An 18,373-nucleotide genomic window follows, 5' to 3' on the forward strand; every position below is an offset into this window, starting at 1 on the left:
GGACCTGTAGCTCAGTTGGTTAGAGCGTCCGGCTGATAACCGGGAGGTCACAAGTTCGAATCTTGTCAGGTCCACCACTTTCTTTCGCAATAAACACCCCAGCGAGAGCCGAGTCGCCGCTGGGGTGTTTATTACTGTCTCCGTGGGGGTTTAGCTCAGCTGGGAGAGCGCGGGCTTTGCAAGCCTGAGGTCAGGGGTTCGATCCCCCTAACCTCCACCATGATGGACCTGTAGCTCAGTTGGTTAGAGCGTCCGGCTGATAACCGGGAGGTCACAAGTTCGAATCTTGTCAGGTCCACCATCAAAACTGTGAAGAGCCTCGAGGCATGGCCTCGGGGCTTTTTTCTTGTGTGTGATAAAACTCATTTTGGTTTTGTGTGCTGTGCGAAAGATTGGGTAGTATAGCTATTCAATGCGGCGAAGGCGCCGCGTGTTAACCGCTACGTACCGGAGGTGTTCCATGGTTCGTGTCGACATAGAGACCATCGTCATGGCCGCCGGTCCCGTGCCATCGCTTATCGTACTTCGCGAGCGCTGCAGCAAATCGGACTCCCCTGCGCCGCTGCGCTCCCTTTCTATCCAAACTGGTTCGTTTGAGGCTGCGGCTATTAGCCGCGGTATCGACAGCGGTCGTGCCGAGCGCCCGATCGCCCATGACCTGCTGCTCGACACGCTTGATGCCCTGGATGCAAAACTCGAGCGCATCGAGATTGTCCGTGCCGAGCCTCCCGTGTTCTATGCGACGGTCGTTGTTTTGGCCGACAGCAACGAGCATAGGATCGATGCGCGTCCGAGCGATGCCATCGCCCTCGCCGTGCGCAGCAATGCTCCCATGTTTGTTGAGGACGACATCATGAACCGCCTGGGGACCGTCTCTCCGGTTGCCGAGGAAGTCGATGACGAGCAGGAATTTGAGAAGTTCGACGAGTTCGTCCATACGCTCTCGCCCGATGATTTTTAAATGACGAGTAGCCATGAGACGGAGTGTGCACTGATGGGTCGCGGCGTTTCAGCCGAAGCCGCCGCCATTGCCCGCGAGGCCCAGATGCGCTCGGAGGCATCCGAGGCCGCACGCATCGCCTATGTGACGCAGGCCCGTACGCTTCGCGAGCGCCGTGCCTCCTTTATCAAGATGGTTGCCGTCTCCGCACTTGTCGCGGCAATCTCCTCGCGCCTTCGTGGTACAGTTGGTGCGCTTGGGTTTTCGATTTCGACGGGCTTGGTCATCTGGGGCGTGGTCGATGCCGTGATGCTGACCAACCAGATCAAGGTACTCGATAAGCGCGCCGCCGATATGATGCGCGCCCGCGACGCCGCCGCCGAGATCGCTGCCGAGGCACAAGAGATGTAACGACGCCGGACTCGATGGGAAGGTCTAAAAATGGCACAGGATATGCAGGACGCCGGAAACGTCTCCGCCGAGCTCGACGCCATGGTGTGCGACCTCATCGGGGCATTTTTAGACGACCTGGCCGCTGGTGAGAACCCCGGCGTTGTCGTTGCGATCGAAGACGCCGCGTCCAACCGCTATCTGGCGGCACTCGACGAGGACGGCGAGGAGGCATGCCTCGAGGCTGCCACCAACTTTATCTCCGAGCACAAGATGGGCCTTAAGGACGAGGGCCTGGGTCGCATCGCCCGTTACGCCATCGGCTACACTGGTTGTGTCGAAATCGATGGCGGCTACCATGACGCCCTGCTTGTGAGTTTCTTTGAGACGACGCTCGAGAGCGGCTTTTCGGCATACGTACTGTACGAGGGTGTGGGCGCCGGCGATGGTTTTATGTGGAGCGACCCTGAACCTGCAGGCGAGGAAACCCCTCTTATCTAAAATCGCTAAAATAAACGAGTTTTCGGTAAAAGGCTCAAAATTCCCGCCGAGCGTTGTGTTGCTGGGCGGGTCGCATACGCGTGCCGGTTGTATATAGATAGAAGATAGGGGAACTACATGCGCGTAGACAATCTGAGGAACATCGCCATCATCGCTCACGTCGACCACGGCAAGACGACGATGGTCGACAAGCTCCTGCGTGCCACGGACGCCTTCCGTGCCAACCAGCAGGTCGAGGACCGCGTCCTGGATTCTAACGACCAGGAGCGCGAGCGCGGCATTACGATTCTCGCCAAGAACATCTCTATCGAGTACAAGGACGTTAAGATCAACGTCATCGACACCCCGGGCCACGCTGACTTTGGCGGCGAGGTCGAGCGCGTGCTGCGTATGGCCGACGGCGCCCTGCTGCTGGTCGATGCCTTTGAGGGCCCCATGCCCCAGACCCGCTTCGTGCTGCGTCACGCCATCGACACCGGCCTCAAGATCATGATCGTCATCAACAAGATCGACCGTCCGGGCGCCAACCCCGAGAAGGCCTACAACGACTGCCTGGACCTTATGGCCGACCTGGGCGCCACCGACGACCAGCTTGAGTTCGCCATGGAACACGTGGTCTACGCCAGCGCCATGAATGGCTTTGCCCGCCTTGACCCCAACGACGGCAACATGGACATGTATCCGCTGCTCGATATGATCATTGACGACATGCCCGCGCCCGAGGTTGACGAGAACGCCCCGCTGGCCATGCAATGTGTGACCATCGACCACTCCAACTTCGTTGGCCGCATCGGTATCGGTCGCGTGTACTCCGGCACCATTCACCAGGGCGATCAGATCCTGGTCGTCAAGAACGACGGTTCCAGCGCTACCGCTACCGTCAAGCAGCTCTTTACTTTCGACTACCTGGGTCGCACCGAGTGCCAGGAAGTCGGCGCCGGTGACATCGCCGCCGTCGTGGGCATCGACCGCACCGATATCGGCGATGTCTACACCGATCCCGAGAACCCCGTTGAGCTCGAACCCATCGAGATCGACCCGCCGACCCTGTCCATCGTCTTTGAGGCTTCGACCTCCCCGCTCGTCGGCCGCGACGGCGACATCGTGGGTGCCCGTCAGCTCAAGGAGCGCCTGTTCAACGAGGCCGAGAACAACGTGACCATGAAGATCGAGGAGCTCGAGGACAAGAGCGGCGTCGAGGTCTCGGGCCGCGGCATTCTGCACCTGTCCGTCCTGATGGAGTCCATGCGTCGCGAGGGCTTTGAGTTCCAGGTCGGCCGTCCCCGCGTTCTGTTTAAGAAGGACGAGAACGGCAATAAGCTGGAGCCCGTCGAGCAGGCCGTCGTCGAGTGCCCGGACGAGTACTCGGGCAAGGTCGTTGAGGTCTTCGGCACCTCCGGCGGCATCATGACGAGCATGGATACCTCGGGTATCGTGACGCACCTCGAGTTTAAGATCCCGACCCGCGGCATCATGGGTCTTAAGAACCGCATCATGAACGTCACTCACGGCGAGGGCGTGTTCTACCACACCTTCCTGGAGTACGGCCCCTATGCCGGCGAGATCGGCAACCGCCAGAACGGCGCCATGATCTCCATGACCACCGAGAAGGCCGTTGCCTACGCTCTGGGCACGCTGCAGGAGCGCGGCCAGCTGTTTGTTGAGCCGGGTACCGAGTGCTACGAGGGCATGATCGTGGGCGAGCGCAGCAAGGCCGGCGACATGATCGTCAACATCGCCCGTACCAAGAACCTGGGCAACCAGCGTTCCTCGACCTCCGATATCTCCGTCCAGCTGGTGCCGCCCCGCACCTTCTCGCTGGAGGAGGCGCTGGAGTATATCGCCGACGACGAGCTGGTGGAGATCACTCCCAAGAACATCCGCCTGCGCAAGCGTCTGCTCAATGCTACCGACCGCAAGAAGGCCGCAGTCCGCGCCGGTCAGGTCAACAAATAAGCGCCGAGCTTTATAGCGACTAACAAGAAAGGGCGCCGACCATCGCGGTCGGTGCCCTTTTTGGTGCACAGGGATTGAGTTGGTCTGCACCACCGCAAAGGTGTCTGTCCCCTTTGTGGTGGTTGACGGCTAGGCGGAAGGAAGGCCCGGAGTATTGGCGGCCTGCTGCGGCTTGACGCGGGCGTTGCGCCAGATGATTTGGATGATGTAACCGAGCATAAAGACAAAGGCCACGCCGCTGATGAAGTCACCTACGAGGGGAAGCCCCGTGAGGGCGCCTGCGATTACGCCGCCCACGGCTGCCATGGCGTAGCGGTTTTGGTTGTGTCCAACCATGCGGGCGATCGCGCACCCCGCAAAGGCACTCGACATCAACGCGATGCCGATAACGCCGCACAAGAGGGTTCCGGCAAGCGACAGACCAGCGATAGAGATAATCAGCAGTAGGACGGCGGGGACGATAGCAATCGTGCCCAGAAGACCGCTCACCCACAGGGGCATGGAGCGCTGGTGGAGCATGCCGGCGGCGCTGGCGGTCGCGCGCGGAAAGATGAGCTCGAGCAGCAGAGCGACAAAGCAGGTCGAGAGTGCCGCGGCGACGATACCGCCGATGACATCGTTAACGGTGGAAGTATCCTCGTTCTCGGTGCGGTCGATCTTGAGCGCACCGACCTCGGCTCCCGCGGCGCGCTCGGGGTCCTCGGAGACGTGCGCGTTCACGGTGCCGGTGATGTGGGCGTTCTTGCCCAGGATGAGCTTGTCGGCCCAAACCTCGACATCGCCCTTGACGGTGCCATCGATGGTCACCGTGTCGCCCGCAAGCGCTGCCGACTTGGTGGAGCCTCGCAGGGCAACCGTCTCGCCTATCGCGTAGAAACAGTTGGCGGTGCTACCGGTGTTGAGCACGACATGCTGACCGGCTACCGTCACGCTGCCATCGATTGCGGTTTTGGAGATATCGATGGTGCGCGCCGCCAGGCGAATAGCGCCGCCTACGGTGCAGTCGCGAATCGATAGGCTCTCGCCCGCCGCGATAATATCGCGGCCGATGGAGGCATCGTCTAGGTTAAGGCTTTGGCCGGCCCAGTACAGGTCACCCTCGGCGCTGGACGTATCCGAGTCAGCTTCGGTCGCAAGTACGTTTCCAGCGGTGTCCGTGCCGGCGAACGACGCCGTGGGAAGTGCGGTGAGCGCGAGCGCGATGAGCGCGAATGCCATAAGCAGGCAGCGACGCATCTTGTGTGACGGCGCCGTCACGGTTTGATTGAAAGCCATGGTTGATCCTTTTGTTAGGTGTTCGGCATATACCTAACAGGGTACCCAACGCGCGGGCGCTCTAAAAGAATCTCTCGGTTGCATTTCGAAGGGTTGTGCCGTGCTGTCTACTTTTTACGGTGCAAGAAGCGCGCGATATCTTCTTCGGTGGGGCTTTTGATGTCAAAGCGCAGCGAGAGCCAGCGCAGACCCATGGTCACGACAACGCATACGACCAGCGCAGCGACATTGCTCATGATGCCGCTCATAACGAGACACACATAGCTTGTCGATCCGGCGATGGCGGCGATAGCATAAAAGTTAGTACGTTGGAAAATGCCCGGAACCACGCCCATAAAGCCGTCGCGCAACATGCCGCCGCCCACCGCGGTAAAAAAGCCCATCATGATGCACACCGCCGGTGCAAAGCCGTAGACAAGCGCCTTGTCCGCTCCGGTGGCGGCATAGATGCCGACCGAGATGATATCGAGCAGGGGGATGAGTTTTTCGGGTTTGTCGACGATTGCCGGGAAAATGTAGATGATAGCTGCCGTGGCAATGGAAAGCGGGAGTGCCATCGGCTGGTTGAGGATGTAGACGTTCCCCACCTGCAGCGTCATATCGCGCAAAAGACCGCCGCCCAGGCCGCAAACCACGGCGAGTGCGACGGCGCCCACCAGGTCGAGCTTGTGCTCGCGCGCAACCAGCACACCCGAGATCGATGCAGCGACAACGGCGAACATCTCGAGCCAAAACGGAATAGCGACCATGGCATCCGAGGCATGTGAGGTAATGGTTATGGCGGCGACGACGGGCAAGATGGGGTCCTTTGGATTGTGGGTTTAGACAATGCCCGTACATAGTACATGTTCGGCGCCGATTGCGACCCTATTGCTCGGCAAACGGTCGGGACTGGGTACGGTCATAGGTTCCATGTTTGGGGATCCGGGTTGATGCTGAACGCGATGGGGGCGTGGTCGAATAGGAGGGATGTCCAAATTTTGAGCTCCGCTCAAAATTTATCCGGTCGGCTTGCGCCGACCGCGCAGCGCTAAAAACGCGCCACGGGCGCGTTTTCTTTACGCTCCGCGCCCTGGCGGGTTCGAATCCCTCCTCCGCCGTATTTGCTTGTTAGGGACTCAAAACAAAAAAGCTCCCATTCCCGGGAGCTTTCTCAACCAAAATGGCGGAGGAGGAGGGATTCGAACCCTCGTGACCTTATACAGGCCAAACGGTTTTCGAGACCGCCGCATTCAACCACTCTGCCACCCCTCCGCGTGGGGTAAAAACAAAGCAGGCTCGAAGGCCTGCTTTGGAATTAACTGGCGGAGAGTCAGGGATTTGAACCCTGGAGACGCTTTTGACGCCTACACGATTTCCAATCGTGCTCCTTCGGCCACTCGGACAACTCTCCGTTAAATGCGAAAGTCAGTATACACGAGGAATCGCAAAGTGCAAACAGAAAAGTTGGCATTTTTTAAAACGCTTGGCCGCGCTTGGCGTTGCAGTGGGGTTTGAGGTGCCAAAAAACGGCTTCCGACCAGCGTGGTTGATCAACTCAATTGTTCAAAAGGAGTATTCATAAGCGACTTGGCAATGAATTTAAAAATCTTTGGGTGGTGCTGTGGACCACTGGTATGCATTTTGCGACCACAGCCTTGTGCCCGTTGACCTGCGGCTTGGCTCAGCTTGTCCCCACGGCACCGTATCTTGTCCACAGATCTGTCAAGCTTTTGGTCGGCATTTGGTTGGAATGCGCATGAAACGTGGTGCGAGTATGGGCATATGTGGAGGTCATGAGGTTGTAGCTGCATATTCTTGCGGCTTGGGAGGTTGAAAGATATTATTACCAAGTCTTTTCCTGCTTCAGGCGCACCTTCACGACCTGAAGCCACATTTGCCCAGAGGAGGTGACAATATGAAGGCTTATGAACTGCTGTTCTTTGTTGACCCGTCGCTCGACCCCGAGACTCGTCTCGCTGTTATGAAGCGTATCGATACCACGATCGCTGAGGGCGCTGGCAAGGTCGACTCCGTTGACGAGTGGGGCAAGCGCAAGCTCGCCTACGAGATCAACGACCTCACCGATGGTGACTACACCCTCATCAACTTCCACGCAGATCCTACCCAGATCGCCGAGCTTGATCGCGTCCTGCGCATCACCGACGCTGTGGTCCGCCACATGATCGTCCGTCGCGACGACCAGGAGTAAGACTGTCGTTTTGGACTGGGCTTGTGCCCCAAGAGGAAGTAGTGAGTTATGAGCATCAATCGAGTGAACATCACCGGTAACCTCACCCGCGATCCCGAGCTGCGCGCCACCGCCGGCGGAACCCAGGTTCTGTCCTTTGGCGTCGCCGTGAACGATCGTCGCCGCAACGCGCAGACTGGCGAGTGGGAGGACTATCCCAACTTTGTCGACTGCACCATGTTCGGCACCCGCGCCGAGGCCGTGAGCCGTTTCCTGGCAAAGGGAAACAAGGTCGCGATCGAGGGCAAGCTGCGCTACAGCTCTTGGGAGCGCGACGGCCAGCGCCGGAGCAAGCTTGAGGTCATCGTCGATGAGATCGAGTTTATGAGCTCCCGTGGTGGCCAGGGTGGCTACGATCAGGGCGGTTACGCCCCCGCAGCTCCCGCGCCCGCAGCACGTCCTGCCGCACCGGTGGCTACGCCGCCCGCGGTCGACGTCTACGATGAGGACATCCCGTTCTAAGGGTTGTTCACCTATTTTTGAGTGAGAGGCGGCTTCGGTTCGCCGAAGTTGCCAAACGAAAGGTATTTTGACATGGCTAATGATTTTTCTGCACGTCAGCCGCGTCGTAAGTACTGCCAGTTCTGCAAGGAGAACACTGAGTTCATCGACTATAAGGACACTCAGCTTCTCCGTAAGTACATGACCGACCGTGGCAAGATCAAGCCCCGTCGCGTCACTGGCGCTTGCACGCAGCATCAGCATGACATCGCCAACGCCATCAAGCGCGCCCGCGAGATGGCTCTCCTGCCGTACACCGTCCCCGTGGTTTCCTCTCGTGGCAACCGCGACCGCGGCTAAGAAGGGAGACGCATCATGAAGGTTATTCTTCTCGATGAGATCAAGGGCAAGGGCGGCGAGGGTGACGTCGTAGAGGTCGCTCAGGGTTACGCTGAGAACTTCCTGTTCCCCAAGAAGCTCGCTGTTGCCGCCACCAAGGGCAACCTCAAGCAGCTTGACGAGCGTCGCAACAACATCGCCAAGCGCGAGGCCGTCCGTCTGGCTACCGCCAACGAGACCAAGGCTGCCTTCGAGGGCAAGACGGTCACCGTTGACGTCAAGGTCGGCGACGAGGGCATCCTCTTTGGCTCCGTTACCGCCGCTATGATCGCTGACGCCATCAAGGCTCAGCTCGGTATGGACATCGACCGCAAGCGCGTCGAGCTCGGTAAGCCCATCAAGGTTGCCGGTGCCCACACCGTTGCCATCTCGCTGTACCGCGAGATCAAGGCCGAGGTTGTCGTTCTCGTCGGCGTTACCGCCGAGGAGCTCGCTGCCGAGGCTGAGGTCGAGGAGGCCGCTGAGGTCGCCGAGGCCGAGACCGCCGAGGTCGAGACTGAGGCTGCTGCCGAGTAGCATTTGCTGCAACGCAACAATCTTGTTCTAAGAAGGGCGCTCTGGAAAACCAGGGCGCCCTTTTGTTTTTTGCGCTGAGTGAGTGTCATGGTGAACGTTGCGTCGAAGTCCTATATACAGGACCGTTCATCCGTTTGGTTCGGTGATGATTGGCGGCGCGCGGCGCGTTTTGGGACCGTGGCTGATACTATGGATGCTCGCAAGCGATATGAATGAGGATGCTCATGGCATATGACGATAGGGAGACCGGGCTGACGGTTGAGGACCGCGGCTCAAAGTTGGGTCTTCCCCAAAACCAAGATGCAGAGGCCAATGTACTGGCCGCTATGCTGCTATCGCCCGAGGTGGTCGAAGAGGCCCAGGTCGAGCTGCAGCCCGATGACTTCTACCGCCCCATTCATAAGACCATCTATACCGCGATGGTCGATATGTACAACAGCCGCATTCCCATCGACTCTATCTCGCTGATCGATTACCTGCGAAGCATCAACAAGCTCGATGCCGTGGGTGGCGAAGCGTACATTTTGGAGTTGATGGGTCAGACCCTGTCGCTCGTGAACTGGCAGCACCATGCCGCCATCGTCCGTCGCGACTCGATGCTGCGCGAGCTGATCGGCGCCACCAACGAGATTAACGCGCTGGCCTATAACGCCCCCACCGACACCAAAGAGGTCGTGGAGCTGGCCGAGAGCAAACTGCTCAAGGTCACGGCACGCGAGGTCAAGTCGAGCTACAAGACGCTGACTGAGTTTATGGTCGAGGCCTATAACGAGGCCGAGGAAGTGTGCCAGGCCGGTGGCCAGGCTGCGGGCGTGCCCACGGGCTTCCCATCGCTCGACCGCATGCTCATGGGCTTCCGCGAGGGTCAGCTCATCATCATCGGCGCCCGTCCTGCTGTAGGTAAGACGTCGTTCGCCCTGAATCTGGCGCTCAACGCTGCCGCTGCCGGTTATACCGTCGGCTTCTTCTCGCTGGAGATGTCGGGCAAGGAAATTGCCCAGCGTCTGATTTGCGCCTACGCCATGATCTCGATCAGTGACTTCCGCATGGGCCGCATTAGCCCCGAGCAGTGGGCCAATATCAACGAGGCCACGCAGACCTTGTCCAAGCTCGATATTCTGATTGACGATACGCCCGGCACCACAGTGACCGAGATTCGCGCCAAGAGCCGCCGCATGCTCCATAACAAGGAGAAGGCAATCATCATCCTGGACTACCTGCAGCTGGTGAGTCCTCCGCCGGGACGCCGCTCCGAGAGCCGTACCGTCGAGGTTTCGGAGATGTCGCGTGGTCTGAAGATCATGGCCAAGGAGCTCAAGATCCCGCTCATCGCGCTGTCGCAGCTTTCGCGTCAGGTTGAATCCCGTACCGGCAAGCGCCCGCAGCTTTCCGACCTTCGTGAATCGGGCTCCATCGAGCAGGACGCCGATATCGTTATGTTCTTGGACCGCTCCGCCGACGAGGCCGAGGCCTCGCGCGACGATCGACCCGACGAGGGCGTCACGCGTATCGTCGTGGCCAAGAACCGTTCGGGCCCGATCGGCGACGTCGACCTGATGTTCCTGCCGGCATCCACCAAGTTCTATGAGCTTGATGGGGCACATGCCGAGGAGTAGGACAGGCGCCCGTTGCACGGGTATACTGGGAATGTTTTGTGCTTCTGCGTGCCGGCGTGGCGCGTAGACAGTCCATGAATGTAAGGAGTAAACATGCCGTCAACCGTTTTGGTCGGTGCCCAGTGGGGCGATGAGGGCAAGGGTAAGATTTGCGACCTGGTCGCCGGCGACTTCGATGCCGTCGTGCGCTACTCGGGCGGCAACAACGCCGGTCACACCATCGTCGTCAACGGCAAGAAGTACGGCCTGCACCAGGTGCCCTCCGGCATCATGTATTCCGACCACGTGTCGGTGATCGGTAACGGCTGCGTCGTCAACCCCAAGGTTGTCCTTGAGGAGATCGATATGTTCGAGGCCGACGACATCACCACCAAGAACCTCAAGATTAGCGGCAACGCGCATGTCATCATGCCGTACCACATCGATCTGGATGGCGCCTTTGAGCAGAAGCTCGGCAAGAAGAACATCGGTACCACCAAGCGCGGCATCGGTCCGTGCTATCAGGACAAGATGGCCCGCATTGGCCTGCGCATGCAGGACATGCTGGACGAGGCGCTGTTCCGCGACAAGCTGGAGACCGCTCTCGCCCGCGTGAACCCCGAGCTCGAGCTCATCTACAACCTGCCCACCTACACCGTGGACCAGATTTGCGACGAGTACCTGCCGATGGCCGAGCGCCTGCGTCCCTACATCACCGAGACGAGCCTGCTGCTCAACAACATGATCGATGAGGGCAAGAACCTGCTGTTTGAGGGCGCCCAGGCGACGCTGCTCGACATCGACCATGGCACCTATCCGTACGTGACGTCTTCCAACTGCACCGCCGGCGGCGCCATTACCGGTTCCGGCGTCGGCATGAAGAACGTCGACCGCGTGCTGGGCGTCATGAAGGCCTATATCACCCGCGTCGGTTCGGGCCCCATGCCCACCGAGCTTTCCTATGAGTCCGAGGCCGGTCACACGCTGACCGAGGAGGGCTATGAGTACGGCGTGACCACCGGTCGCCGTCGTCGCTGCGGCTGGTTCGACGGCCCCATTGCCAACTACGCCTCGCGCGTCAACGGCCTCACCGATATCGCCATGACCAAGCTCGACGTGCTTTCGGCCTTCGACACCATCAAGGTGTGCGTGGCCTACGACGTCGATGGCGAGCGCTATACCAGCGTGCCCGAGCATCAGGTTCGCTTTGAGCACGCCAAGCCCATCTACGAGGAGCTTCCTGGCTGGAAGTGCGATATCACCGGCTGCCGCAGCTTTGAGGAGCTGCCGCAAGAGGCTCAGGACTACGTGGCGTTTATCGAGGATCTGGCACACACCCGCGTGACGTTCATTGGCGTTGGCGCTGGTCGAGAGCAGATCATCAACCGATTCTGGAAGTAATCGGGACTATTTGGTTATTGCGATATACCCCTTTGCAGCCCGGACGGGCGGCCGAGGGGTATATTTGCTTGCAAAGGGCTCGCGCGGAGCGGGCCGTTAATCCATAGAGGAGGCACCCTTGAAGGCGGACACTCAAACCATCGACATCCTGTTGTTGGGCAGCGGCGGCCGTGAGCATGCTTTGGCAGCTAAGCTCGCAGCATCACCGCGCGCCGGCAAGCTCTACATCGCGCCGGGTAACGGCGGCACCGCGAGCTGCGGCGAGAACGTTGTTCTCGACGACTGCGATCCTGCGGCCGTGGCGGCGTTTGCTCAGAGCCACGGATGCGGACTCGTGGTAATTGGCCCCGAGGCTCCGCTCGTGGCGGGCGTGGCCGACGCCGTGCGCGCGGCGGGTATTCCCTGCTTTGGCCCGGGTGCCGAGGGTGCCCGTATGGAGGGCTCCAAGCTATTCTCCAAGCAGCTCATGGAGCGTGCCGGCATTCCGACGGCCGCCTACGGCTCGTTCACCGACGAGGCTTCGGCTCTCGCCTACGTGCGCGAGCAGGGCGCACCGCTGGTCGTGAAGGCTGACGGCCTGGCCGCAGGCAAGGGCGTCATCGTGGCGACCGAGCTCGAGCAGGCCGAGGAGGCCGTGCGCGAGTGCTTTGGCGGCACCTTCGGCGATGCCGGCAACACCGTGGTCATCGAGGAGATGCTGACCGGCCCCGAGTGCTCGCTGCTGGCCTTTACCGACGGCAAGACCGTGCGCCCCATGGCCACCTCGCAGGACCACAAGCGCGCGCTCGAGGGCGACAAGGGTCCCAACACCGGCGGCATGGGCGTCTACAGCCCGGTGCCCATCGTGACTGACGAGGAGCACGCCACCATGGTGGCGGTCATGGAGCAGACCGTGGCCGAGCTCGCTGCCGAGGGCATCGACTACCGCGGCTGCCTGTACGGCGGCTTTATGCTCACACCCGCCGGCCCCAAGGTGCTGGAGTTCAACGCCCGCTTTGGCGACCCCGAGACGCAGGTCGTGCTTCCGCGCCTTAAGAACGACCTGGTCGAGGTCATGCTGGCTTGTGCCAACTGCGAGCTCGATCAGATTGAACTCGACTGGCGTGACGAGTGGGCCGTGGCCGTTGTCCTGACGAGCGCGGGCTACCCCGGCAGCTACGAGAAGGGCAAGGTCATCACCGGTATCGCCGATGCCGAGGCCATGGAGAACGTGACCGTGTACCACGCGGGCACTGCCGTGGTGGACGGCCAGCTCGTGACCAATGGTGGCCGCGTGCTTGCCGTGACCGCTCTGGGCGACACGTTCGAGAACGCTCGCAACCTTGCCTACGAGGCCTGCGAGAAGATTGATTTTGAGGGCAAGACCCTGCGTCACGACATCGGCCTGCGCGCGCTGCGCGGCCGCGACGCCTGGGATGCCTAAAGTCCGAGAGGAATGAGACGGATGGACGAGAAGAACGAAGAGCTCGTGGACGCGCAGATCGTCGAAGAGGACAGCCGCATGTATGGGCACGCCGAGGGCGAGCCTGGTGGCGAGGTCTCTGACGAGCCGGCGCTGGTGCTGGGCGATGACGACCCGCACGATGCCGAGCTGCACGAGAAGATTCTTTCGGAGGAATGCGCCTGGAAGGGCAAGATCCTCGACGTCCACCGTCTTGAGGTTGAGCTGCCCAACGGTCACCGCAGCGCCCGCGATATCGTTCGCCATCCGGGTGCGGCGGCCGTTGTGGCACTGACCGAGAGCGGCAAGATCGTACTGGTGCGTCAGTACCGCACCGCCATCGACCGCGTGACGGTCGAGATTCCCGCCGGCAAGCTCGATCCAGGCGAGGACCCGCTCGATTGCGCCAAACGCGAACTGCACGAGGAGACGGGCTTTAGGGCCGGTCGTATTCGCTTTTTGACGTCGATTGTCACGTCCTGCGGTTTTTGCGATGAGATCATCCACATCTACTTGGCTACCAAGCTCGAGTTTGATGCGCCCAACCCCGATGATGACGAGTTTGTCAACGTGGACCTGGTGCCGCTGCACGAGCTGATCGATGCCGTGCTCGACGGCAAGATCGAAGACGCCAAGACCGTCGTGGGCGCCTTGGCATGCGATAGCATCGCGCACCGACTAGGCGGAGCGGAGCTTTAACGAGCGGGGATGATCCCGCAGGTTTGTGTAAGTCAGCGAAAGTGCTCCATTTGAGACAAGGTGGCCTAAAAGAGGAGGGAAGCGTATGGATATACGCGACCGACGATTGAAGGCCAGATTGTCCAAATGGAGCACTTGCAGCGTCGAGACGAAACGCGGTTTGGTAAAACCGCGTAAGGTGATTATGTTTAAGAGGTTTCTTTCGTATTACGAGCCCCAGATGGGGCTTTTTGTTGCTGATACTGTTTGTGCTCTGGTGCTTGCCGCCATTGACCTTGCTTTTCCTATTATTCTGCGTAATTTGACCGGTGGGCTATTTACTCAGGGTCAGGCTGCCATTATGCAGGCGCTCGGCATGATCGCGGTGGGCTTGGTGCTGATGTATGCCGTCCGCTGCGCCTGCCGCTACTTTGTGAGCTATTGGGGTCACGTGATGGGCGCGCGCATGGAGTCCAAGATGCGCGAGGACCTGTTCGACCAGTATGAGCGCTTTAGCTTTGCGTACTTCGACCGCAACAGCTCGGGCGACATGATGAGCCGCGTGGTCAACGACCTGTTCGATATCTGCGAGGCGGCGCATCACGTGCCCGAGTGGATCATCATCTGCGGCATCGAGATCATCGGCTCGTTTGTGATCCTCTTTACCATCGCCCCGGTCCTGGCGCTCGCCATGGCCGTGGTGACGGCGGCGTTTGCGGTCATCATGTTTTGGCAGAACATGCGCATGCGCGAGGTCTTCAGCGACAACCGCAAAAAAATCAGCGGCATCAATGCGCAGCTGCAGGATTCGCTGGCGGGCATGCGCGTGGTCAAGAGCTTTGCCAATGAGGAGACCGAACGCTTCAAGTTCCGCGCCTCCAACAATCGCTATCTTTCGTCCAAGGAGAACATGTATCACGCCATGGGCGTCTATACCGCGACGTATGGCCTGCTCTCGGGTGTGCTCTATGTGATCGTGGTGCTGCTGGGCGGCTGGCTGGTCGCCAAGGGACAGCTGCAGGCGGTCGATATGGCGACCTTTGCACTCTATATTTCGCTGTTCTGCACGCCGCTCGAGACACTCGTTAATTCGGCCGAAACGTATCAGAAGGCTATCGCCGGCTTTAAGCGTATGGACGAGGTGCTCTCGACCGCGCCGGATATCCAGGACAAGCCGGGCGCTACGGATCTGCAGGTGACTGCCGGCGCCGTGGAGTATCACGATGTGTGCTTTAACTACGAGGATGTCGAGCTGGGCGAGGGCGATGCCGACGAGCGTCCCGTTATCGACCATATGGACCTGTCCATCAAGCCCGGGCAGACCATCGCTTTGGTTGGCCCTTCGGGCGGCGGCAAGTCCACGACCTGTTCGCTGCTGCCGCGCTTTTATGACGTGGCTACCGGATCCATTAGCATCGACGGCCAGGACGTGCGTGATGTGACGCAGCAGAGCCTGCGTCGCGCCATCGGCCTGGTGCAGCAGGATGTCTATCTGTTTGACGGTACGATTGGCGAGAACATCGCCTACGGCAAGCCGAGCGCTACGGCGGAAGAGATCGCCGACGCCGCCCGTCGCGCCAATATCGATACCTTTATCGAATCGCTTCCACAGGGCTACGACACCGTGGTGGGCGAGCGCGGCAGCCGTCTTTCGGGCGGACAGAAGCAGCGCGTTGCCATCGCGCGCGTGTTTCTCAAGAACCCCAAGATCCTGATCTTGGACGAGGCGACGAGTGCTTTGGATAACGAGAGCGAGGAGGCGGTGCAGGAGTCGCTCGAAGAGCTGGCACGCGGCCGTACCACAATCATCATCGCCCACCGTCTCTCGACCATTAAACACGCCGATGAGATTGCGACCGTTGAGCATGGTCGCGTTGTGGAACGTGGCACGCACGAGGAGCTTCTCGCCCGTGGCGGCACCTATGCCCGTTACTATCGAATGCAGTTCGAAGGTGCGCGTGCGCACGAGCTCGACTGATTGATATGACAGGAAGTTTATGGCTGACAAGAACCCTTTGACTCCGGAAGAAGTGACGGAGTTATTCTCCGAAATCGATGCATCCGGCGTCTTGGATCCTACGCTTGCCAAAAAGCGTACCGAGCGCATGCGTGAGAAGGAGGCTGCGGCCAAGCGCGGTGACAAAGCGGCGCTAGCACAGCTGCGCAGCGAGGACCGCGCGAGCCAGGCAAAACATATCGACCCGCTGTCCGAGGACGATCCTTCGGGCTCGCAGGTGAGCCATACCATTACGAAGACCGCGATGGCCGTGGTCATCGGTATTTTGGTGCTGATCGTGGGCATGCAGATCGGCTACGGCGTGATGCGCCGTCTGAATACCGCCAACCTGTCCGAGAGCGTTTCGGTTGATACCGTTTCTACAGCACTCAAGGGTGGACTCGAGTGGGGCAACGGCTTTACGCAGTTCCCGCTCGACTTTACCGTCGATGAAGCCGATGAGCGTACGGGCACGGTCGAGGTGACGGTGTTGGACACATCGTCTGCCAACGAGCTCGAGCTGCTGTCCAACGGGCAGATCCAGGCCGCGGCGCTTGCGACCAACGCGCTGCTCAACGACAAGATCGACCGCGTGGTGTATAACGTTCACGCCTATATCGACGAGGATAGCAACATTCAGCACGATTCCTTCTTTGGCATGTTCCCCGCGCGGGGCCACCAGAGCGCCATTTTGACGTTCGTGTGGACCAAGAGCTCATCCAACGCCACGAGTATCGACTGGAAGATGCGCATCGTGAGTATGGATGACACCATCGCCGAGCGCATTCAGAAGCAGGTGAACTCGGTGTCGTCGTTGATTGAGGACCCGGTGGTGAGCCAGACCAAGATTGACGAGGAAAAGGCCGAGCGTGACCTGGAACATCGTCTGCATGGCCGCGAGATTTTCCGCGGCGGCAAGCCCGATCGCACACCGTCCGAACTGCTGGAGCAGGACAAGAAAAAATAAGAGACCATCATCCCGCGTGAGCCACAAGCCCCGCGGGATGATTTTTTAATCCCCGTCCCAGAGAAATCATTATGCATAGAAAGTCATAATTATCATTTCGTAAACATTTCGATGAAATTAACGCCATGAGGCATGCTTGCGGTTACAATACCGCGAGGCCTAACTACACACCTTTAAGCCGGTCCTGTGAGACCGGGAAGGAGAATTATGGCGAACAACCATACCGCGGGCGCTGCCGCCCGCACCTTCGCGCCCAGCGAGCTTTGCCAGCGCATGCTGGCCAAAACCAGCAAGGGCACCTGCGGTCCCTGCATCCTGTATCTTGAGGATGGGACCATTTTTTATGGACGTGCATGCGGCGCCGAGGGCACCGCGACCGGCGAAGTCTGCTTCAACACCTCGCTCGAGGGCTACTTTGAGGTCATGACCGACCCGAGTTATGCCGGCCAAATCGTAACCATGACCTATCCGCAGATCGGCAACTACGGTATCGACGAGACCGACGTCCAGTCGGCCTTCCCCGGCGACGCCGTGCGCCCTGCGAGCGCTCCGGCCATGCGCGGCATGATCGTTCGCGACATGTGCGCCACGCCTTCTAACTGGCGCTCGGTCGTTAGCGTGCCGGAGTACCTGCGCGCTCACGGCATCGTCGCTATCGAGGGCGTCGACACCCGCGCTCTGGTGCGCCATCTGCGCGACAATGGTTCCAAAATGGGCATTATCTCGACCGAGATCTTCGACGTCGACGAGCTTGCCGAGCGTCTGGCCGCAGCGCCCACGCTGGTAGGCGAGAACCTGGTCAAGACCGTAAGCTGCCCCGCGCCTCACGAGTTTGTGGCCGCCGACCTGCCTGCCACGCATGACTTTGCGCTTTCGGCTGCCGCTCCTGCCCGTCACAAAGTGGTCGCCTACGACTGCGGTGTGAAGCGCGGCATTCTGGAGGGCCTGGTGCGCGCCGGCTGCGATCTTACCGTCGTGCCGTGGGATACGCCCGCGAGTGAGGTGCTCGACATGAATCCCGATGGCGTCTTTTTGTCCAACGGCCCCGGCGACCCCGACGCCGTGGTGGAGACCTACGAGCAGGTGCAGCAGCTGATCGGCAAGGTGCCGGTCTTTGGTATTTGTCTTGGTCACCAGATGATCAGCCTGGCCTGCGGCGCCCAGATGGAAAAGCTTAAGTTCGGTCACCGCGGCGGCAACCAGCCGGTCATGAACCTGGTAAGCCGTCGCGTGGAGATCACCGCGCAAAACCATGGCTTTGGCCTGCTGTTCCCCAGCTTGGGCAAGCTTGTCCCCGAGCTTTCCGGCGGCGAGACCGAGCATGCGGCCGATGGAGATCTGCGCGTCTGGGTGCGCCGCGGAATCGCGCCGGTCGTGATGAACGAGCGCTTTGGCCGCATTCGCCTGACACATGTGAACCTCAACGACGGCACCGCCGAGGGCATCCAGCTGCTCGACGCCCCGTGCTTCTCGGTCCAGTACCACCCCGAGGCCTCGCCTGGCCCCACCGATGCCCACTATCTCTTTACCGCCTTTACGCGACTCATGGACGGCGAGGAGAACTACCTGGACATCGACACCGCGAAGGACCGCCTGGCTGGCTGGAACTTTGCTGAGTCCGAGACCGCTGAGACCGAGGAGAACTAA

At 60.1% G+C, this 18,373-nt stretch carries 17 protein-coding genes and 5 tRNA genes; 18 read left to right on the forward strand and 4 right to left on the reverse strand.

Annotated features, from left to right (window positions below):
- The 7 genes from AB5758_RS02755 (at nt 1) to typA (ending at nt 3,787) form a co-directional block, all read left to right on the forward strand.
- Nucleotides 1-77 (forward strand) — tRNA-Ile (locus AB5758_RS02755).
- A 67-nt stretch (nt 78-144) separates the two neighbouring features.
- A tRNA-Ala gene (locus AB5758_RS02760) sits at nt 145-220 on the forward strand.
- Nucleotides 221-224: 4 nt separating this feature from the next.
- A tRNA-Ile gene (locus AB5758_RS02765) sits at nt 225-301 on the forward strand.
- Between the two features lie 159 nt (nt 302-460).
- Complete coding sequence (locus AB5758_RS02770; protein ID WP_368141474.1) at nt 461-961, forward strand: bifunctional nuclease family protein; 501 nt, start codon at nt 461-463, stop codon at nt 959-961.
- A gap of 33 nt (nt 962-994) precedes the next feature.
- Nucleotides 995-1,351, forward strand: a complete 357-nt coding sequence (locus AB5758_RS02775; RefSeq protein ID WP_368141475.1) for a hypothetical protein — start codon at nt 995-997, stop codon at nt 1,349-1,351.
- Between the two features lie 30 nt (nt 1,352-1,381).
- The gene (locus AB5758_RS02780) at nt 1,382-1,831 is read left to right on the forward strand and encodes a hypothetical protein (protein WP_035136509.1); all 450 of its coding nucleotides are present in this window, start codon (nt 1,382-1,384) and stop codon (nt 1,829-1,831) included.
- A 117-nt stretch (nt 1,832-1,948) separates the two neighbouring features.
- A complete protein-coding gene (gene typA, locus AB5758_RS02785; protein ID WP_368141476.1) occupies nt 1,949-3,787 on the forward strand; it encodes a translational GTPase TypA in 1,839 nt (612 codons plus the stop codon).
- Nucleotides 3,788-3,916: 129 nt separating this feature from the next.
- Here the strand turns inward: typA and AB5758_RS02790 are convergent, their stop codons facing one another.
- From AB5758_RS02790 to AB5758_RS02805, 4 genes are all read right to left on the reverse strand, one after another.
- Complete coding sequence (locus tag AB5758_RS02790; protein WP_368141477.1) at nt 3,917-5,062, reverse strand: bactofilin family protein; 1,146 nt, start codon at nt 5,060-5,062, stop codon at nt 3,917-3,919.
- 107 nt (nt 5,063-5,169) lie between these two features.
- Nucleotides 5,170-5,859, reverse strand: a complete 690-nt coding sequence (locus tag AB5758_RS02795; protein WP_226812580.1) for a trimeric intracellular cation channel family protein — start codon at nt 5,857-5,859, stop codon at nt 5,170-5,172.
- A 366-nt stretch (nt 5,860-6,225) separates the two neighbouring features.
- A tRNA-Ser gene (locus AB5758_RS02800) sits at nt 6,226-6,316 on the reverse strand.
- Nucleotides 6,317-6,364: 48 nt separating this feature from the next.
- Nucleotides 6,365-6,455: transfer RNA gene (locus AB5758_RS02805), tRNA-Ser, on the reverse strand.
- Nucleotides 6,456-6,959: 504 nt separating this feature from the next.
- Between AB5758_RS02805 and rpsF the strand changes: the two genes are divergently transcribed.
- The 11 genes from rpsF to carA all read left to right on the forward strand — a co-directional run bounded on the left by rpsF (nt 6,960) and on the right by carA (nt 18,373).
- Nucleotides 6,960-7,253: a 30S ribosomal protein S6 gene (gene rpsF, locus AB5758_RS02810; protein WP_006235831.1), complete on the forward strand. Its 294-nt coding sequence runs from the start codon at nt 6,960-6,962 to the stop codon at nt 7,251-7,253.
- Between the two features lie 48 nt (nt 7,254-7,301).
- On the forward strand, nt 7,302-7,754 hold the full coding sequence (locus AB5758_RS02815; protein ID WP_006235830.1) for a single-stranded DNA-binding protein: 453 nt from the start codon (nt 7,302-7,304) through the stop codon (nt 7,752-7,754).
- A gap of 72 nt (nt 7,755-7,826) precedes the next feature.
- A complete protein-coding gene (gene rpsR, locus AB5758_RS02820) occupies nt 7,827-8,093 on the forward strand; it encodes a 30S ribosomal protein S18 (RefSeq protein ID WP_006235829.1) in 267 nt (88 codons plus the stop codon).
- Between the two features lie 15 nt (nt 8,094-8,108).
- Nucleotides 8,109-8,648 (forward strand): 50S ribosomal protein L9, encoded by a 540-nt coding sequence (rplI, locus tag AB5758_RS02825; protein WP_022094073.1) that lies wholly within the window; start codon nt 8,109-8,111, stop codon nt 8,646-8,648.
- Nucleotides 8,649-8,866: 218 nt separating this feature from the next.
- On the forward strand, nt 8,867-10,264 hold the full coding sequence (gene dnaB / locus AB5758_RS02830) for a replicative DNA helicase (protein ID WP_006235827.1): 1,398 nt from the start codon (nt 8,867-8,869) through the stop codon (nt 10,262-10,264).
- A 93-nt stretch (nt 10,265-10,357) separates the two neighbouring features.
- Nucleotides 10,358-11,644, forward strand: a complete 1,287-nt coding sequence (locus AB5758_RS02835; RefSeq protein ID WP_347479288.1) for an adenylosuccinate synthase — start codon at nt 10,358-10,360, stop codon at nt 11,642-11,644.
- Nucleotides 11,645-11,762: 118 nt separating this feature from the next.
- Nucleotides 11,763-13,067: a phosphoribosylamine--glycine ligase gene (gene purD, locus AB5758_RS02840; RefSeq protein WP_225094057.1), complete on the forward strand. Its 1,305-nt coding sequence runs from the start codon at nt 11,763-11,765 to the stop codon at nt 13,065-13,067.
- A gap of 21 nt (nt 13,068-13,088) precedes the next feature.
- Nucleotides 13,089-13,784: an NUDIX domain-containing protein gene (locus tag AB5758_RS02845; protein ID WP_225094058.1), complete on the forward strand. Its 696-nt coding sequence runs from the start codon at nt 13,089-13,091 to the stop codon at nt 13,782-13,784.
- A gap of 184 nt (nt 13,785-13,968) precedes the next feature.
- On the forward strand, nt 13,969-15,741 hold the full coding sequence (locus AB5758_RS02850; RefSeq protein ID WP_225094059.1) for an ABC transporter ATP-binding protein: 1,773 nt from the start codon (nt 13,969-13,971) through the stop codon (nt 15,739-15,741).
- A gap of 19 nt (nt 15,742-15,760) precedes the next feature.
- Nucleotides 15,761-16,726 carry a hypothetical protein gene (locus tag AB5758_RS02855; protein ID WP_006235822.1) on the forward strand — a complete coding sequence of 322 codons (966 nt, stop codon included), beginning with the start codon at nt 15,761-15,763 and terminating at the stop codon, nt 16,724-16,726.
- A gap of 207 nt (nt 16,727-16,933) precedes the next feature.
- Nucleotides 16,934-18,373 carry a glutamine-hydrolyzing carbamoyl-phosphate synthase small subunit gene (carA, locus tag AB5758_RS02860; protein ID WP_368152501.1) on the forward strand — a complete coding sequence of 480 codons (1,440 nt, stop codon included), beginning with the start codon at nt 16,934-16,936 and terminating at the stop codon, nt 18,371-18,373.

The organism is Collinsella aerofaciens, assembly GCF_040926405.1.
GTDB lineage: Bacteria > Actinomycetota > Coriobacteriia > Coriobacteriales > Coriobacteriaceae > Collinsella.

Excerpts from the sequence above, each read along its gene's own strand:
- AB5758_RS02770 (WP_368141474.1), top strand. The coding sequence starts at position 461 with ATGGTTCGTGTCGACATAGAGACCATCGTCATGGCCGCCGGTCCCGTG.
- AB5758_RS02775 (WP_368141475.1), top strand. The coding sequence starts at position 995 with ATGGGTCGCGGCGTTTCAGCCGAAGCCGCCGCCATTGCCCGCGAGGCC.
- AB5758_RS02780 (WP_035136509.1), top strand. The coding sequence starts at position 1,382 with ATGGCACAGGATATGCAGGACGCCGGAAACGTCTCCGCCGAGCTCGAC.
- typA (WP_368141476.1), top strand. The coding sequence starts at position 1,949 with ATGCGCGTAGACAATCTGAGGAACATCGCCATCATCGCTCACGTCGAC.
- AB5758_RS02790 (WP_368141477.1), bottom strand. The coding sequence starts at position 5,062 with ATGGCTTTCAATCAAACCGTGACGGCGCCGTCACACAAGATGCGTCGC.
- rpsF (WP_006235831.1), top strand. The coding sequence starts at position 6,960 with ATGAAGGCTTATGAACTGCTGTTCTTTGTTGACCCGTCGCTCGACCCC.
- AB5758_RS02815 (WP_006235830.1), top strand. The coding sequence starts at position 7,302 with ATGAGCATCAATCGAGTGAACATCACCGGTAACCTCACCCGCGATCCC.
- rpsR (WP_006235829.1), top strand. The coding sequence starts at position 7,827 with ATGGCTAATGATTTTTCTGCACGTCAGCCGCGTCGTAAGTACTGCCAG.
- rplI (WP_022094073.1), top strand. The coding sequence starts at position 8,109 with ATGAAGGTTATTCTTCTCGATGAGATCAAGGGCAAGGGCGGCGAGGGT.
- dnaB (WP_006235827.1), top strand. The coding sequence starts at position 8,867 with ATGCTCATGGCATATGACGATAGGGAGACCGGGCTGACGGTTGAGGAC.
- AB5758_RS02835 (WP_347479288.1), top strand. The coding sequence starts at position 10,358 with ATGCCGTCAACCGTTTTGGTCGGTGCCCAGTGGGGCGATGAGGGCAAG.
- AB5758_RS02845 (WP_225094058.1), top strand. The coding sequence starts at position 13,089 with ATGGACGAGAAGAACGAAGAGCTCGTGGACGCGCAGATCGTCGAAGAG.
- AB5758_RS02850 (WP_225094059.1), top strand. The coding sequence starts at position 13,969 with ATGTTTAAGAGGTTTCTTTCGTATTACGAGCCCCAGATGGGGCTTTTT.
- AB5758_RS02855 (WP_006235822.1), top strand. The coding sequence starts at position 15,761 with ATGGCTGACAAGAACCCTTTGACTCCGGAAGAAGTGACGGAGTTATTC.
- carA (WP_368152501.1), top strand. The coding sequence starts at position 16,934 with ATGGCGAACAACCATACCGCGGGCGCTGCCGCCCGCACCTTCGCGCCC.